The following is a 14,893-nucleotide window of genomic DNA, read 5'->3' as shown; positions in this document are numbered from 1 at the left end:
GCCGGAACGGTAAAGGGCCGGAGGGACGAATCGATACCCAACGCGGGGAGCGGCCCCGAAACTGTCACTATGGAACTGAGTACGCCAGCCGCGATCGATCCGCCGGCAAACGTCTTGTTCGTCCATCCAAGCTGTGACGAGTCGGCCGCCTGTGAGCAGCTGGGTCACGACGACGGCGACGCGGCTCATCTAACGGTCACCTTCGCTGACGAGGAGCCGGACTGTCCGGACGAGGAGTCGATCGACGGGAAACGCGGGCTGCTCACCATCGGGAACGTCCTCACCGACGGCGGCGAGTCGGTACCGGATTTCACCGAACCGGTCGTCACCGACGCGGTCACCGACCCGACCGATCTCTCGGAGATCGGCGTCGCTGTGAGCCGCTTTTGTAAACACTGGGCCGACGCCGACGCGGAGATCACAGTCTGTTTCGACTCGCTCGACGCCCTCCTTCGCCACGCCTCGCCGAAGGACGTCTTCCAGTTCGCACACGTGCTGACGAACCGGCTCTCGAGCGTCGACGCCTACGCGCACTTTCACTTCGATCCGACGCGCTACGAGGATCGGGTCGTCTCTACCTTCGGTACGATCTTCGACGAGGTCGTCGCCGACGACGCCGACGACTCGCTCCCGGAAGCGACCGACGAGGAAGTCGCCGCGCTGCTGGCCGAGTGGGACGAAGAGTCGGCGATCGCACTCGAGTCCGAATTCGACTCCGATCCGGACCCGGTCTCCGAAGCGACCGACGAGGACATCGCACAGACGCTCGGGAAGTGAGCCGGGTGATTACGGCACGAAGGCGACACCGAACAGCGACAGCGCAAGGACGAGCACCGAGCCCGGAACGCCGCCGATCGCGACGATCGCGATCACGATCGGCGTCACGACGATCCCGAGCCCGAAGACGACCTGCGCGACGTACAACACTACCAGCCCGACCACCGCGTTGATGATGAAGGGACTGACCGCCCGGACGAACTGTGCCGCGGCGAGGACGAGCACCAGCACGATGACTACCAGCAGGATCTCGAGGCCGGTCATAGCCGGCGCTACCACAGCACCGCGGAAAACCGTTCGGTTCGTAACGAAACCCTTTATGATGTGGACACGGTAGAGTAGGTACGGGATCGTGGGTTAGCTTGGTATACTTCGGGCCTTGGGTGCCCGTGACCCCGGTTCAAATCCGGGCGATCCCATAGCGAAAATAAGGGTTACGCAACCCTTATACACCAGTTCTGTCCAATCAGCAAAAACACACCGTGAGAAACTTCCTCGTGGTGTTGGACACCCACCGACCAGCCCACCCACATCCGTCGGTTCTGAGCGTTCTACTGTAACGTCAGCTACTCGAGTTTCTACCGCAAGCGGCGGAACCGTCTTTGCCCCCCTCACATGGGGGGCAAACACGGAAGCCCCCGCGCACGTCGCCGCCCCCGGCGGCGACCTTCTTGTGCGGTCTGCGGGGTGGTCGGCATGAGCAGTGGAGAGGACTTCTCGTTCCATCCGAGCCGAGTTTCGAATGCTCAGTTCGTAGATGACGACGTTGCCCAGAAGCTGCTCGATCTCGGTGCCGATCCCGAAGACGTGGAACGGGCAGAATACGTCTTCCCGTCCTTAGATGTCGATACGTACCGTCACCGGCTTTTCTTCGAAAACGGTGGCCAAACGTCTTTCAAGAGACGGCGGAAGCGACGCAATGAGTCTGCGTGGTTCGAATCCGGTCACCACATCGAAACAAAGCGCGACCACCTCAACGACCTGCGCGAACGGTACGGCGAGAACTCGCTTCCTGAAGCTCCGGACGTGCCAGACGAGGTGTACGATCCCGATCGGGACTGGTCAGAGTACCGGTCGTATAGGTGCTCTTACCCGTGGTGTCGGCACCAGTGCATTAATCCGATAGGGTCCGGGCCGGAGGAAGCTGAACGCTGCTGGTCATGTTATCAGGAACATGATACCGAGGGCAGCCGGGAACGCCGCAAGCGGCAGCGGTCGCACGCGACCACCCGCGAGAAAGGCGGTGGTGACGATGAGTAACGGAAGCCGCTCAGTCGGCCCTCGATCAGCCGCCGGCAGCGACCGGCTGGACGACTATGGCGGCTCTCGGCCTTCCAAGACTAACTGTACAACCGCCGCGAGCGACGCTGAAGCTGTCGTTCCCGATTCGTGGCACGCCCACTGGTGGCAACGGAAGAACGCCATCGTAGACGAGTTCGTCAAGTCTCGATCGGCCCGCGCTGCTCGGCCGATCTCCGTCCGGGACGACCAGAGGCTTCGCGAGGAATGCACGATCGAGCGCAACGGTGGCGGCCGCCGGGCGAAGACATGGAGTAGCGTGCTGAACGAGTTCCTCGATTGGTACAACGGGTATCGACACGCGCACCTCCTCTTTACCGATCCAGAGGGCAACGAGGTTCGCGCGCAGATGCCGAACTCGCATCAGCCACGCTACGGAAACAAGTACTACGCCCGGCTGAAGGCCTTCGAACGCCAGATGGTCCGCGAGTATGACAACCTCCACATCGCCATGCTGACGTTCACCGGCTCGACGAGAAACGCCAACGGCGGCTGGCGCTGCCCGGCCGATCACCTCCGCGACGTCGTGGATTCGTGGCGACCGGACCGCGGCCGCGGCGTCTATCATGCGCTTCGAGACTCGCTCGGCGGAAAGGAGTGGGAATACGCTCTCGTCGTGGAGAAACACAAATCCGGCTACGGACACGTTCACTGTGCGGTGTTCGTCGACGGCTCGGTCACCGAATCGGATTTCCGCCCGGCGATCGACGCGCACCTGCGCCAGTGCGAGATTGCACACCGAGACGCCCACGACTACCACGCCGCCGAGGAGTCGGCCCGGCCGATCTCGATCCGGTCCGTTGATCCGAGCCTCGATCCGGACGATCTCGACGCCAACCGTGGCGACGTGGTCGGGAACGTCGGGAGCTACATCGGCGAGTACATCGGTGCCTACGGGGAACCGCTGTTCGATCGCGGCCTCGACGAGCTGCAGTTCCGCGCGGCCGTCTGGGCGACCGGCACCCAAGTCGTCCGATTCAGTGAGGGAGCGAACGACCTGATCCGGAGCGAGCGCGACGATCGCGACGATCGGGAGACGGTCGTGCTACCGAACCCGGAGTTCGATCCGGAGAAGCACGCGAACCCGGACAGCGACGTGCTCCCGTACGAGATCGTCAATCCCGGCTGGTCGATCAACGCGGTCGGCCGCGTCGACGAAGAGGGCGAAGACCGTTACGACGTGAAACAGTCACAGGTACAGTACACGACGATCGAGGATGCTCAGCATCTCGATCCGCCGAACCCGCAACCAGAGACGACGCCAACCCCCCGAACAGAGCAGGTGACGCTATCGGATTCGACGTAGATCTGATAGCGAGCGGACGACAGAGCGCCGCGCGTCGCGGCCCGACGGCGCGACCAGCGGGAGCGCCGGAGGGAGTACCTAAGAGCCGCGCGCAGCGATAGTCCCCGAGCGCCGCGAGGGACCGAAACAGCACGAAAGCCCGGCAGCCCGCGCAGCCGAGTGAGGGGTGAACGTCTCGTCGATTAAGCCGGCGCGCAGCGTAGCGAGCACCGGAAGTGATCATCGACGAGAAAGAGAAAGCGCAGCGTCCTCGATCGAGGCGAGGCAGGTAGCCCGGAACGGCAAGCTCGAGGGTGCGAGCAAGCGAGAGCAAAGCGGGAGACGATCGTGCGAGCACGGCGATCGGAGCGGAGTGACCGAAGGGAACGAAGCGACCGGAGCGACCGCGGCGCTCGTCGAACCGCGACCACTGTCGCCACTGCGAGGGTGCCCAGTTCGAGCACGATCCCTCGAGCGGAGAGAGGAAACGGTTCATGTCGTCGCTGTCTGCTACGCCGGCGACCGGTTCGAGCACGATTCTGGCGAACTGTCCAGAATCACTGAAGCCAGTGGGGTGTTTCTTACTTCGTTTCAAGTAGCCACCAGACCATTACGTTTCCCCGCTGTTTCTGGCTTAGGTGACCGTCATCTTCGAGTTCTTTCAAGCGCTTCAACGTTCCATCTCGGCCAATGGAAAGTTGGTCGGATACCTCTCCAGTAAATAGAACCGGTTCGTCGGACTCACGGAATACCTGCAGGATCTCTTCGTCGGTGACATCCGGCGGCCGCCCGGCCATGCGCTGAAAGTTGTGTGGCACCGGTATAAATTATCAGGTCTTGGATAATAATCACCAACTAGGAAATAATTCGTACCGAAAGATTAATCGTTAGTTGGTGAATTATTCGCCGTAACGGAAGCCACACTGATCCGTCGCTTGTCGACAGATCTCATGAGAATGAGCGGACCCCGCTGCTGACACAGCGAGTCCGCATGGCTTCCGTAAACAGGGTACGGAAGCATGACCGGATTAGCTCACTCGCGGCTTAAACCCCGCGTTACGCACGACAGCAGTAGTACTGGAACCAGAAGATCCTACTTTGAGGTATATAAGGCTGGCTCCAGCAGACTTTCTTGTACACCGACGGACACCGGCCGCGCACGCCCCAGGCACCAACCAAGCGGCGCGCACGGTTCGTCCGCGGTCCCAAAAGAGACCATGCGAAACTGCACGCTTCAGCACACTAAGAGTGGCGACTACGGACAGTTGAACAGAAGTACGGAAAACAAACGGACCCTCCGCGTACGGGGCCGATCGCGATGACGGACGGTCCGACGGATCTCGCCCCACGCGAAGCGTGGCACCGGTACCTCGATGGTCGGCAAACGGAGCTGACCGAAGAGACCGCGTCGACGTACCACTACCGCCTGAAGCTCTTCGGCGAGTGGTGTGAAGACCAGGGCATCGAGACGGTCGACGAACTGAACGGCTGGCTGTTCGATCAGTACGAGTCCTACCGCGCTGGACAGGACATCGCTTCGGTGACGCTCCACAACGAGATGGAGACGCTGAAGAACTTCGTCGAATACCTCGAACGAATCGAGGCCGTCAACGACGATCTCGCCGAGCGGGTGAACGTTCCGCACGTTCCACGCGACGAACGGTCCCGCGAAACGAAGCTCCCGACCGAGCGGGCGCTCGCGCTGATCCGTCACTACCGATCGAGCGAGACCCTGCGCGGCTGCCGTCGGCACGCGCTGCTCGAAGTGGCGTGGCACACCGGCGCGCGGCTCGGCGGCCTCCGGGCGCTCGATCTCCGCGACTACGACCGCGACGAGCAGACGATCGAGTTCGTCCACCGGCCAGAATCGGAAACCGTTCTGAAGAACAAAGGCGAGGGTGAGCGAGTCGTCGCGCTGAACGAGCGCGTCTGCGAGACGATCTCGACGTACATCCAGAGCGATCGGTACGACGAGCACGACGAACACGGGCGGCAACCGCTGTTCGCGTCGAGGCAGGGTCGTCCGAACCCGAACACGATCCGCGTCTGGATGTATCTCGCGACGTTCCCGTGTATCCAAGGCGAATGCCCGCACGGGTACGATCCCGACGCCTGCGAGTTCAGGAACCACTCGAAGGCCAGTCAGTGCCCGTCGTCACGTGCCCCACACCACATCCGGACGGGCTCAATCACGTGGCACTGCGATCGAGGCGTCCCCCGCGAGGTGACCGCCGAGCGGGTGAACGCGTCGCAGGACGTGATCGACGAGTATTACGACAAATCCGAGAAGCGCGACCGGATGGAGAAACGCCGCCGACCCCACCTTAATAAACTCAATATCGAATAGAGCCATGTTCACCGCTAAAACCACTTCGTACGCCGACCTGTTCCGTGGAATCAGTCGTAAATCAACGCCGGGCGATCCCACTCACTTCTGTCGTGAGCAAATCCGCGAGCCGCAGCTATCGGACGCGCACAGGTGTTGCACCTCGGGAGCCGTAGCATCCTGACAGGAGTCAAGCGAGATTGCACTGCGACGGCCACCCAAAGGGACAGGGCCGAAAAATCACAGCGTTACACCCCCGCCTCCGCTGAGTTCCAGTTGACCCAGATGAACCGGAGTTATTCCAGCGATGGATTGCCACACGTTTTTACCACAGAGCCGCTGATCGAGTAGTATGGACTCTGAAACCCTCACGTATATCGTCTCTCTCGTGGTAATATTCCTCGTCATTTGTGCAGCGATGGGCTTGGCGGTAGCGGTCGGGGCGGTAGATGCTGTCACCGACTACTACGGGTGGGTGGGACCTCGTTTCTAATTCGTAGATCCGGGCCGCCAGTTTTGGGGCGGAATGGACCGTTCAAAAGTCGAAAACGGGTTTTGACCTCGTGTGTGCGAATCTGCGACTCAGAAGTCCGCTAGCTCCTCGAGCCCACTCGCCCAAACCGATCTCCTCCTCGAGCCAGAAGTCGGCAAAGGACTATCCACAGAGCTAGCAAACGAGAGTGCATGATCGGTGACCGAACGCAGCAGGTAGAGATGAGCGAGCGATCCGAGACTCGCCGGAGAGGACGACTGCGACAGTCGGTACTCCTCGTGGGAATAGCCGTCGTCGTCGCGCTGGCCTATCGGTTCCGACGGCGCGACGAGCCGCGACTCGAGCCGCCGTTTTGAGAGCCTGCGACCGACAGAACCCGACAACTGCCCACCGTCGCTGTTCATGCCGAATTGTGGGGCTCGAGTGATGGGGTCTGTCGACGCCTCCCGGTCGCCACGGCGACGACTAACCGGGTTTCGTCGATCCGGTAGTAGCCGCTATGCAGAAGTAGTGCGTGAAAACAAAAGCCGAGAATCGCGGATTCGGTGGCGGGAACAGCAATCAGCCGATGTGCGCCATGGCAGGGGTCGCACAGATGTGTGGTCACAATAGCCACAGTGGATCGCCAGTGGTCGGGATAGGGTTGGTATCCGTTGTCATCACCTCACTACCCGGTAGTGCCCGTCCAACAATAAAGGTTTTCGATGGTGCAATAGACATACGATCCAGAAGAAATCGAAACATATGTATCTAAAATTCCGAACTAGGTTTGAAAAGCAGTTCTGGCGAATCGGTGTGACGATTGATTTGTGGGAAGCTATTATTCACCACACAAGGGACACAGCGCTCGGTAGGTTCGACGGAGACCGGCAGATGGAAACTGCATCGGCGAACTCACGTGTGGAGTTCGAGACCCGCTCGAGGGCCGAACCGCCGATCACCGGGCGGTCATCGCGGGTTGCTCGAGTCGCGTGAACGCGCCGTCACCGCAGACGCAGTCTTCGCTCGTGCCGAGCGGGCGGACGGAGCCGTCCGGCGCGATCTCGGCGACGAGAATTGCGCCACAGCTCTCACATCGGACGGCGGCTCGCGTCTGATCGGATTGGGTTGACATGGGATCTAAATGATGCCCCTACGCAGCCATCACTGTCGCTCCAAAGTGTGAAGGTGTCCGACGGACGCCGTCTGCTGGATCTACCGAACCGAGCGCCGTTGGGCTCGAGCGGCGGCGGTTTCGACAGTGGATCAACGAAACTGACCGACCGCCGATCCGAGACGCTGCCCGGAACTGTCTCTCGCTGTGACTACTCGAGGTACCTGTCGTCCAGAGAGGAGACCGGGCTCCGAGATGAAGAGCCGTTATGGCACTACCAAACACGCTGTCCCCGCGATAGGTCGATGACTATTCTGCCCGCAAGCCCAACGGTTTCGGACTCATCCCGATTGTCAGAACACATGGCCGACTCCGCCTCGAGAGTACAGCGGTGGCTCATCAACGGGATCGTAATCACGATTCCGCTTGTCGCGACGCTGCTCGTCGTGCTCGTCGTCCTCGATTTCATCCTCGGCGTGCTCTCACCGATCATCACCGGCGTGACGTACGTCTGGCCAGACGAGCCGCCGGTTCCGGTTATCCAACTCGCGACGCTGCTGTCCGTGATCGGGTTCTTCCTCGTGATCGGCATCATCGCAGAGCATACTCCTGGAAAGTACATCTCCGAACGCGTCCACGGGACGATGGAGACGATTCCCGGCGTCAGCACCGTCTACGAGAGCGTTCGGCGGGCCAGCAAACTCCTGCTCGACAACGAGACCGATCAGTTCCAGGACGTGAAACTCGTCGAATTTCCCCACGAAGGAGCGTACATGCTCGGGTTTCTCACCGCGGAAACACCCCCGGTCGTGGAAGCCAGCGCGGGCGAAGACGAGATGGTGACGATCATGGTGCCGCTGGCACCAAACCCGGCCACGAACGGCTACGTGATGCACATGCCCACCGAGAAGGTCCACGAAGTCGATCTCACCGTCGAAGAGGCGTTCCGATCGATCGCGACGCTCGGCGTCGCGGCCGACAGTCTGGGCGACGGCGAGTACAGCGATACCTGAGCGACGCCGGAATAGCCGCTTCCGCTCGCTCGAGACACTCACCGACCCACCGACCCAAAACAGATTGGCCGTGGCTACATTACGTCGGAACTGAAAGTACACTTGTAGAGACGTAACCGACCGACTGGAAGACAGGACACGGCGTGTCGGACTCCGCAGCGGCCCGACGGACAGGGATCGGGTCGACGCGGCCCGAAATCGACCGGTTTCTCGCTGAGATTGGCCCCACAGTCACGACGGTATCGGAAATTTCTCGAGTCCCACCGTTCTCTCGAGCAGCAACCACGATCGTGACCGCGGACCGAACGACTCGAGGACGACATCATCCTCGACTGTGAGGACATCTCTCACCGCCGTTCGAACGCCCGAATCGGATCAGTTTCGCCCCGGTATACGACCATTTATACCCGGTGGCGGTCCTAGGGGAGTGCAATGGCGCAAGCGGGAAATTCCGAACTCGTCGACTCTTTCGAGCAGTTCTTCCGCAACTATTACGACAACGAGATCAAGCAGCTTGCCCAGCAGTATCCCAACGAGCAGCGCTCGCTGCATATCGATTGGCAAGACCTCTATCGGTTCGATCCCGACCTCGCTGACGACTTCATCAACCAGCCCGAACAGCTCCAGCGCTACGCCGAAGAGGCGCTGCGGCTGTATGACCTCCCGATCGACGTGAGCCTCGGGCAGGCCCACGTCCGGGTCCGAAACCTCCCCGAAACGGAGTCCCCCGAGATCCGGGAGATCCGTGCCCGGGACATGAACTCCCTCGTGCAGGTCCACGGCATCGTCCGCAAGGCCACCGATGTCCGCCCGAAAATCGAGGAAGCGGCCTTCGAATGCCAGCTCTGTGGCACCCTCAGTCGCGTCCCCCAGTCGAGCGGCGACTTTCAGGAGCCCCACGAGTGTCAGGGCTGTGAACGACAAGGCCCCTTCCGGGTCAACTTCGACCAGTCCGAGTTCGTCGACTCGCAGAAGATTCGAGTACAGGAAAGCCCCGAAGGGCTCCGCGGCGGGGAGACGCCGCAAGCGCTGGACATCAACATCGAGGACGACATCACCGGCGAAGTCACCCCCGGCGACCACGTCTCCGCGACCGGCGTCCTCCGGCTCGAGCAACAGGGCGACCAGCAGGACCCGTCGCCCGTCTTCGACTTCTACATGGAGGGGATGTCCGTCGAGATCGACGAGGAGCAGTTCGAGGACATGGACATCACCGAGGAGGACAAGAAAGAGATCTACGAGATCTCGAATCGGGAGGACATCTACGAACGGATGGTCGCCTCCATCGCGCCCTCGATCTACGGCTACGATCAGGAGAAGCTCTCGATGATCCTCCAGCTGTTCTCCGGCGTGACGAAACAGCTCCCCGACGGCTCGCGGATCCGGGGCGACCTCCACATGCTCCTGATCGGAGACCCCGGTACTGGCAAATCGCAGATGCTGGCATACATCGAGAACATCGCGCCACGGGCCGTCTACACCTCCGGGAAAGGCTCGTCCTCGGCCGGTCTCACGGCCGCGGCCGTTCGCGACGACTTCGGCGACGGCCAGCAGTGGAGCCTCGAGGCGGGCGCGCTCGTCCTCGCCGACCAGGGGATCGCCGCTATCGACGAACTCGACAAGATGCGACCGGAAGACCGGTCGGCCATGCACGAGGCCCTCGAGCAACAGAAGATCTCCGTCTCGAAGGCCGGCATCAACGCCACGCTGAAATCCCGCTGTTCGCTACTCGGCGCGGCAAACCCCAAGTACGGCCGGTTCGACCAGTACGAGCCGATCAGCGAGCAGATCGACCTCGAGCCGGCGCTGATCTCGCGGTTCGACCTGATCTTCACCGTCACGGACACGCCCGACGAGGAGAAAGACCGCAACCTCGCGGAACACATCATCACGACTAACTACGCCGGCGAGTTGACGACCCAGCGCGAGGAAATGAACCAGCTCGAGGTCAGTCAGGGCGAGATCGACGAGATGACCGAGCAGGTCGATCCGGAGATCGACGCGGAACTCCTGCGTAAGTACATCGCCTACGCCAAGCAGAACTGCCACCCGCGGATGACCGAGGACGCCCGCAACGCGATCCGCGATTTCTACGTCGATCTGCGCTCGAAGGGGACCGACGAGGACGCCGCGGTGCCGGTCACGGCCCGAAAGCTCGAGGCACTGGTTCGGCTCTCGGAGGCGAGCGCTCGGGTTCGGCTGTCGGATACGGTCGAACAGAGCGACGCTGAGCGGGTCATCGAGATCGTCCGCTCGTGTCTGCAAGACGTCGGGGTCGATCCCGAGACCGGCGAATTCGACGCGGACATCGTCGAGGCCGGGACCTCGAAGTCCCAGCGCGATCGGATCAAGAACCTCAAACAGCTGATCGGCGATATCGAAGAGGAGTACGACGACGGCGCACCGGTCGATATCGTCATGGAGCGGGCCGAGGAGATCGGAATGGACCACACCAAGGCCGAACACGAGATCGACAAGCTCAAACAGAAAGGCGAGGTCTACGAGCCGAGTACGGACACGCTTCGGACGACGTAGGTACTTTGCTCGACTCGAGCGCCGGGTGGACCCACAGCGGGTTTGAAAGAGGACTCGAGGTGGGCCTGTACGAGAGCAATCGGCGGATAGCAGACCCAACGCTGTTGAGTGAGCAATTTTCGTCGCCGAAAACAGTCGGGAGAGATCGAGTTCTCAGCGATCTTCGATGGTCGTAACGGTCGACCGAATCGTCACCGCTGCCACGTCGGCGACATCGGCGGCCCTGACTTGGGTCACCGTCGGCCACTCCTCGCGCTCGCCGGCCGCCTTGTAGAGACAGGCCGCGGCGACGCCGCTGGGATTGCGGCCGACGACCTTCCCTGCCTCGAGTAGATCGGTAACGTGTTCGCGAGCGCGACGTTCGACATCGGTGCCGACCTCGAGTTTCGAGGCGTATCGCGGCAGGTACTGCGTGGGATCGATCGGCCCCGTCGGGAGACCGAGATCGCGGTTCAAGGCGTCGTAGGCGACGCTGAGTTCATCGGCATCGGCGCGAGCGACGCCGGCGATCTCCTCGCTCGTGCGGGCGACCGATCGGGTTCGACAAATCGCGTAGATCGCGGCGGCGGCGAACCCTTCGAGCGAGCGGCCCTGAAAGAGCCCTTCGGACTGGGCGGATTCGAAGAGGGCACAGGCCTGCTCTCTGGCGGAGTCCGGCAAGGAGAGCAACGCGGTGATCCGCCTGATTTCGGCGAAGCCATAGACCTGATTCCGTTCGGCTTTCGACGAGATTCGAGCGCGGTTGTGTTCCCGTCGTAACCGCGCGATTTGACGGCGCTTGCGGCCAGTAAGCCGCGAACTGTAACTCGAGTCGGACCCGGAGCCGTAGCCGATTTCCGTCGAGAGCCCCCGGTCGTGTCTCGAGCGAGTCAGCGGCGCGCCGGTTCGTCGCCGGTCGGTGTCGTCGTCCTCGAACGACCGCCATTCGGGACCGCGATCGATCGCATCTTCGGCGGAGATCAGCCCGCATTTCTCACAGACGATTTCAGTACCCCTCCTTCGTAATCTGCCGTCACACTCGGGGCAGATCGCAGACGAATCGGTATCTGCCATTGGCTATTTGTCCCTATATTCAGTTGTCTCCTCTTGGTATATAAACCGTTGGAAGTCGTGAAGGAAGGGGGAAGAAGGCGGTCGGTGGACGTTATCGATCGATCAGTCGGGCCAGCAGGGACTGGGACTGCGAGTCCGACAGTTCGGACGGGGAGTCAGTCGAGTCGTCCCGATCAGCAAGAAGGCGCTCGTACCGATCGATGACGGCCTGTCGGCGGCGCTCGCTCGTCTCTAAGGCACACTCGAGCGCGGCGATCCGGGTACGGAGTCGGGTGCGTTCGATCCGGGAAGAAAGCGGCGAGTCCCGTCGGTCCGAGTCCGCGGCGGGTCGGTACAGCGGGCTGGCGGTTCGGTCGTCCGAGCCGGTGGTCAGGTGCGGGACGGTCCGGGTTCGATCGGCGGCGGAGCGGGCAGGAGTGGGGCCTCGTTGCTCGGCGGACATGGTTCGATACTGACTACCACACTGTTCCGGAAAAAGGTCAGTCAGTCGAGTGTCAGACGCGTCTGACGCGGGTCGTGCGTCCGAACGACGTTACGCCGCGAGGTGTTCGAGCACGCCGTCGGATCTATCGATCCGACGAGTCCTCACCCGCAAGACTCGCGAGGACGCCCTCGGTGTTGGCCGGGACGGGTACGGGTTCGCTTCCCGCTGCAGCGGCGGCGTCGGGATCCTTGAGCAGGTGGCCGGTCGTGAGACAGGCGACGCGTTCGTCGTCGGCGACGATGCCTTCGTCGCGGAGCTTCCGCAGGCCGGCGATCGAGGCGGCCGAGGCGGGTTCGACGCCGATCCCCTCGGCCGCGATGTCGCGTTGGGCGTCGGTGATCTCCTCGTCCGAAACCGCGACGGCGGTCCCGCCGGTCTCGCGAATGCCGGGCAAGGCCTTCGGCGCGTTGACCGGGTTCCCGATCCGGATCGCGGTCGCGCGGGTCTCGACCTCTTCCCAGCGGCGGACCTCGTCGGCCCCGTTTTCGATCGCCTCGACCATCGGCGCGGCTCCTTCGGCCTGCACGCCGGTCAGCTTCGGCACGTCGTCTTCCGCGAGTTCGCCGGCCTGCACGAGTTCGCGGAAGGCCTTGTACAGCGCCGACGTGTTGCCGGCGTTGCCGACCGGCAGCACGATCCGGTCCGGCACGGTGTCGTAGTCCGCGAGGAAGCCCTCGAGGATTTCGAGGCCGATCGTCTTCTGGCCCTCGAGCCGGAAGGGGTTCAGCGAGTTCAGCAGGTAGGCTTCGCCCTGGCCCGCGAGTTCCTGGACGATGTCGAGACAGGCGTCGAAGTTGCCGTCGACTTCCAAGATGTGTGCGCCGTGCAGGCTCGCCTGTGCGATTTTGCCCGCAGCGACCTTGCCAGCGGGGAGGAGGACGAGCGTCTGCATCCCGCCACGGGAGCCGTAGGCGGCGAGTGCAGCGCTGGTGTTTCCGGTCGACGCACACGCGAGTCGGCCGACGCCGAGTTCCTTTGCGACACGCACGCCGACGGTCATCCCGCGGTCTTTGAACGAGCCCGTCGGGTTCATCCCTTCGTGCTTGATTCGCAGCGCCTCGACACCGATTTCGTCCTCGAGGGAGGGGACCTCGTACAGCGGCGTCGCACCCTCCTGAATCGAGACGCCGGCCTCGAAGGGGAGCGCGTCGGCGTACCGCCAGACGCCCTGTCCCTCGAAGTCGTCGAAGGTGGGCAGATCGGCGTAGCGGACCTCGAGCAGGCTGTCACACTCGTCACAGGTGTATCGGACGTCGTCGAACGGGGCGAACGTCTCGCCACACTCGATGCACTCGAGCCAGACGCCGTCGTCGGCGTTGGCGGGTTGTTCCGGCTGGTCGGCCGAGAGACTGAGACTCATTGTCGGAGGGGAGAGCCGCAAGGGCAAAAAGTGGGTGGATTCCGCGGTGGCCGGCTCAGTCGACCCCGTCGTCGAACTCGTCGATCACGTCGTGAACGGTGGCGGTCCACGCGTCTAGCGCCTCGTGGAGCATCTCCTTGGCTTCGGGCAGGGACGCGGCCGTGTACTGATAGACGTCGCCGCCGCCCTCGAGCAGTCGCCGGTTCCGTCGGACGAGCCCGCGGTCCCGGAGCGTCGACAGCGACCGGTTGACCGTACTCCGGTCACGCTCGAGGGCCGCGGCCAGCTCCGCGATCGTACTCCTGGGCCGGTCACACAGGACGAGATAGGTGCGCGTCTCGTGGTCCTCGATCCCGAACACGCAACTCATCACGTCTTCGAACGCCGGGTTCGATTCCTCCATCAGTTCCCCGAGGCGGTGCTGGGGGGTCTCGGCCATATCCCTCCCTACGACGAGCGCGTCAAAATACCCGTCGCAGTCGGTCGTCACGAACGGCACCAGCGGTGGGTTCGCGCTACAACAGGTAGAGGACGAGCAACCCTGCTGGCCCCAGTAGCATGATCAGCGCGGCGAGGACGAATCTGAACCACATCGTAAACGCCAGTGACTGGAAAGATCGGTATAAGACCTACTGTCGGTTCAACGGGTATGGGACTCGTTATAGCGTGGAACCAGTCAGTCAACTGGTCGTGGAGACGGCTCGTCGGTCGAGTCTCGGAATGGAAAGCCGCGAACAGGGGCCAGTTCACACCGGCCGAATGGCCGCCGTGCGATCAGCGACAGGACGTCAGTCGTGATGATACCGATGCCGTTCGGCGGACCGGAGGATGGTTGCTGGCCGCTCGTTCCCAGCATCTGGAAACGTCACTGGGCGTATATTCGGACACCAACCCAAGCACCGCGTATGTCGACCGACTATGCCCGGCGCGCCGAACGCTCGCTCGTGACCCACTCGTACTGGCCGTACGCGATCCTCCTCGGCGGACTCGTCGGAGCGATCCGGCCGGCGCTGCTGATCGTCGGCGATATCGGACCGACGACGGGAGTCCTCACGACGCTGCCCGATTTTCAGCTGTGGTGGCTCCTCCACATCGGCTACAGCGCTCTCTTCGCGACCGGCTACGGGCTCGTCGTCTATCACCGGCGGCTGCGTTCGTTCTCCGAGTCGATTCCC

15 protein-coding genes, 1 tRNA gene and 1 pseudogene are annotated in these 14,893 nt (G+C 62.5%); 10 read left to right on the top strand and 7 right to left on the bottom strand.

The window, feature by feature from the left end:
- The first annotated feature begins 69 nt into the window (after window positions 1-69).
- Window positions 70-777: a DUF7504 family protein gene (locus tag C489_RS15420; protein WP_006432252.1), complete on the top strand. Its 708-nt coding sequence runs from the start codon at window positions 70-72 to the stop codon at window positions 775-777.
- 9 nt (window positions 778-786) lie between these two features.
- On the opposite strand, the gene C489_RS15415 is transcribed toward C489_RS15420, so the two are convergent.
- Window positions 787-1,041 carry a pro-sigmaK processing inhibitor BofA family protein gene (locus tag C489_RS15415; RefSeq protein WP_006432251.1) on the bottom strand — a complete coding sequence of 85 codons (255 nt, stop codon included), beginning with the start codon at window positions 1,039-1,041 and terminating at the stop codon, window positions 787-789.
- Window positions 1,042-1,123: 82 nt separating this feature from the next.
- Here C489_RS15415 and C489_RS15410 point away from each other — a divergent pair.
- From C489_RS15410 to C489_RS15400, 3 genes are all read left to right on the top strand, one after another.
- Window positions 1,124-1,196: transfer RNA gene (locus tag C489_RS15410), tRNA-Pro, on the top strand.
- Between the two features lie 277 nt (window positions 1,197-1,473).
- Window positions 1,474-2,037: a hypothetical protein gene (locus C489_RS15405; protein WP_006432250.1), complete on the top strand. Its 564-nt coding sequence runs from the start codon at window positions 1,474-1,476 to the stop codon at window positions 2,035-2,037.
- The gene (locus C489_RS15400; RefSeq protein ID WP_083902823.1) at window positions 2,030-3,382 is read left to right on the top strand and encodes a replication protein; all 1,353 of its coding nucleotides are present in this window, start codon (window positions 2,030-2,032) and stop codon (window positions 3,380-3,382) included. The genes C489_RS15405 and C489_RS15400 overlap by 8 nt, the downstream gene beginning before the upstream one ends.
- 560 nt (window positions 3,383-3,942) lie before the next feature.
- Here C489_RS15400 and C489_RS15395 read toward each other — a convergent pair.
- Complete coding sequence (locus C489_RS15395; RefSeq protein WP_006432248.1) at window positions 3,943-4,158, bottom strand: hypothetical protein; 216 nt, start codon at window positions 4,156-4,158, stop codon at window positions 3,943-3,945.
- Window positions 4,159-4,679: 521 nt separating this feature from the next.
- On the opposite strand from C489_RS15395, the gene C489_RS15390 reads away from it, so the two are divergent.
- The 3 genes from C489_RS15390 to C489_RS21920 all read left to right on the top strand — a co-directional run bounded on the left by C489_RS15390 (window position 4,680) and on the right by C489_RS21920 (window position 6,536).
- Complete coding sequence (locus tag C489_RS15390) at window positions 4,680-5,708, top strand: tyrosine-type recombinase/integrase (RefSeq protein WP_006432247.1); 1,029 nt, start codon at window positions 4,680-4,682, stop codon at window positions 5,706-5,708.
- Window positions 5,709-6,039: 331 nt separating this feature from the next.
- Window positions 6,040-6,180, top strand: a complete 141-nt coding sequence (locus C489_RS21925) for a hypothetical protein (RefSeq protein WP_160163647.1) — start codon at window positions 6,040-6,042, stop codon at window positions 6,178-6,180.
- A 191-nt stretch (window positions 6,181-6,371) separates the two neighbouring features.
- Window positions 6,372-6,536: a hypothetical protein gene (locus C489_RS21920; protein WP_160163646.1), complete on the top strand. Its 165-nt coding sequence runs from the start codon at window positions 6,372-6,374 to the stop codon at window positions 6,534-6,536.
- Between the two features lie 581 nt (window positions 6,537-7,117).
- On the opposite strand, the gene C489_RS22260 is transcribed toward C489_RS21920, so the two are convergent.
- Window positions 7,118-7,294: a hypothetical protein gene (locus C489_RS22260; protein WP_006432246.1), complete on the bottom strand. Its 177-nt coding sequence runs from the start codon at window positions 7,292-7,294 to the stop codon at window positions 7,118-7,120.
- Window positions 7,295-7,635: 341 nt separating this feature from the next.
- Between C489_RS22260 and C489_RS15380 the strand changes: the two genes are divergently transcribed.
- Both C489_RS15380 and C489_RS15375 read left to right on the top strand, forming a co-directional pair.
- On the top strand, window positions 7,636-8,286 hold the full coding sequence (locus C489_RS15380; protein ID WP_006432245.1) for a DUF502 domain-containing protein: 651 nt from the start codon (window positions 7,636-7,638) through the stop codon (window positions 8,284-8,286).
- A 432-nt stretch (window positions 8,287-8,718) separates the two neighbouring features.
- Window positions 8,719-10,821, top strand: coding sequence for a minichromosome maintenance protein MCM (locus tag C489_RS15375; protein ID WP_006432244.1), 2,103 nt, complete (start codon window positions 8,719-8,721; stop codon window positions 10,819-10,821).
- Window positions 10,822-10,974: 153 nt separating this feature from the next.
- Here C489_RS15375 and C489_RS15370 read toward each other — a convergent pair whose 3' ends face one another.
- From C489_RS15370 to C489_RS15355, 4 genes are all read right to left on the bottom strand, one after another.
- The gene (locus C489_RS15370; RefSeq protein WP_006432243.1) at window positions 10,975-11,874 is read right to left on the bottom strand and encodes a transcription initiation factor IIB; all 900 of its coding nucleotides are present in this window, start codon (window positions 11,872-11,874) and stop codon (window positions 10,975-10,977) included.
- A gap of 91 nt (window positions 11,875-11,965) precedes the next feature.
- Window positions 11,966-12,316, bottom strand: coding sequence for a hypothetical protein (locus C489_RS15365; protein ID WP_006432242.1), 351 nt, complete (start codon window positions 12,314-12,316; stop codon window positions 11,966-11,968).
- Window positions 12,317-12,440: 124 nt separating this feature from the next.
- The gene (gene thrC, locus C489_RS15360) at window positions 12,441-13,718 is read right to left on the bottom strand and encodes a threonine synthase (protein ID WP_006432241.1); all 1,278 of its coding nucleotides are present in this window, start codon (window positions 13,716-13,718) and stop codon (window positions 12,441-12,443) included.
- A gap of 55 nt (window positions 13,719-13,773) precedes the next feature.
- Window positions 13,774-14,157, bottom strand: coding sequence for a helix-turn-helix domain-containing protein (locus tag C489_RS15355; protein WP_006432240.1), 384 nt, complete (start codon window positions 14,155-14,157; stop codon window positions 13,774-13,776).
- 466 nt (window positions 14,158-14,623) lie between these two features.
- Between C489_RS15355 and C489_RS15350 the strand changes: the two are divergent.
- Window positions 14,624-14,893: pseudogene (locus C489_RS15350) on the top strand (hypothetical protein); the annotation flags it as partial.

The organism is Natrinema versiforme JCM 10478, from assembly GCF_000337195.1.
Taxonomy (GTDB): Archaea; Halobacteriota; Halobacteria; order Halobacteriales; family Natrialbaceae; genus Natrinema; species Natrinema versiforme.
This window is presented reverse-complemented; position numbering and strand designations above follow the sequence as displayed.

Bases quoted from the DNA above. Each gene is read 5' to 3' on its own strand.
- C489_RS15420 (WP_006432252.1), top strand. From the start codon at position 70: ATGGAACTGAGTACGCCAGCCGCGATCGATCCGCCGGCAAACGTCTTG.
- C489_RS15415 (WP_006432251.1), bottom strand. From the start codon at position 1,041: ATGACCGGCCTCGAGATCCTGCTGGTAGTCATCGTGCTGGTGCTCGTC.
- C489_RS15405 (WP_006432250.1), top strand. From the start codon at position 1,474: ATGAGCAGTGGAGAGGACTTCTCGTTCCATCCGAGCCGAGTTTCGAAT.
- C489_RS15400 (WP_083902823.1), top strand. From the start codon at position 2,030: ATGAGTAACGGAAGCCGCTCAGTCGGCCCTCGATCAGCCGCCGGCAGC.
- C489_RS15395 (WP_006432248.1), bottom strand. From the start codon at position 4,158: ATGGCCGGGCGGCCGCCGGATGTCACCGACGAAGAGATCCTGCAGGTA.
- C489_RS15390 (WP_006432247.1), top strand. From the start codon at position 4,680: ATGACGGACGGTCCGACGGATCTCGCCCCACGCGAAGCGTGGCACCGG.
- C489_RS21925 (WP_160163647.1), top strand. From the start codon at position 6,040: ATGGACTCTGAAACCCTCACGTATATCGTCTCTCTCGTGGTAATATTC.
- C489_RS21920 (WP_160163646.1), top strand. From the start codon at position 6,372: ATGATCGGTGACCGAACGCAGCAGGTAGAGATGAGCGAGCGATCCGAG.
- C489_RS22260 (WP_006432246.1), bottom strand. From the start codon at position 7,294: ATGTCAACCCAATCCGATCAGACGCGAGCCGCCGTCCGATGTGAGAGC.
- C489_RS15380 (WP_006432245.1), top strand. From the start codon at position 7,636: ATGGCCGACTCCGCCTCGAGAGTACAGCGGTGGCTCATCAACGGGATC.
- C489_RS15375 (WP_006432244.1), top strand. From the start codon at position 8,719: ATGGCGCAAGCGGGAAATTCCGAACTCGTCGACTCTTTCGAGCAGTTC.
- C489_RS15370 (WP_006432243.1), bottom strand. From the start codon at position 11,874: ATGGCAGATACCGATTCGTCTGCGATCTGCCCCGAGTGTGACGGCAGA.
- C489_RS15365 (WP_006432242.1), bottom strand. From the start codon at position 12,316: ATGTCCGCCGAGCAACGAGGCCCCACTCCTGCCCGCTCCGCCGCCGAT.
- thrC (WP_006432241.1), bottom strand. From the start codon at position 13,718: ATGAGTCTCAGTCTCTCGGCCGACCAGCCGGAACAACCCGCCAACGCC.
- C489_RS15355 (WP_006432240.1), bottom strand. From the start codon at position 14,157: ATGGCCGAGACCCCCCAGCACCGCCTCGGGGAACTGATGGAGGAATCG.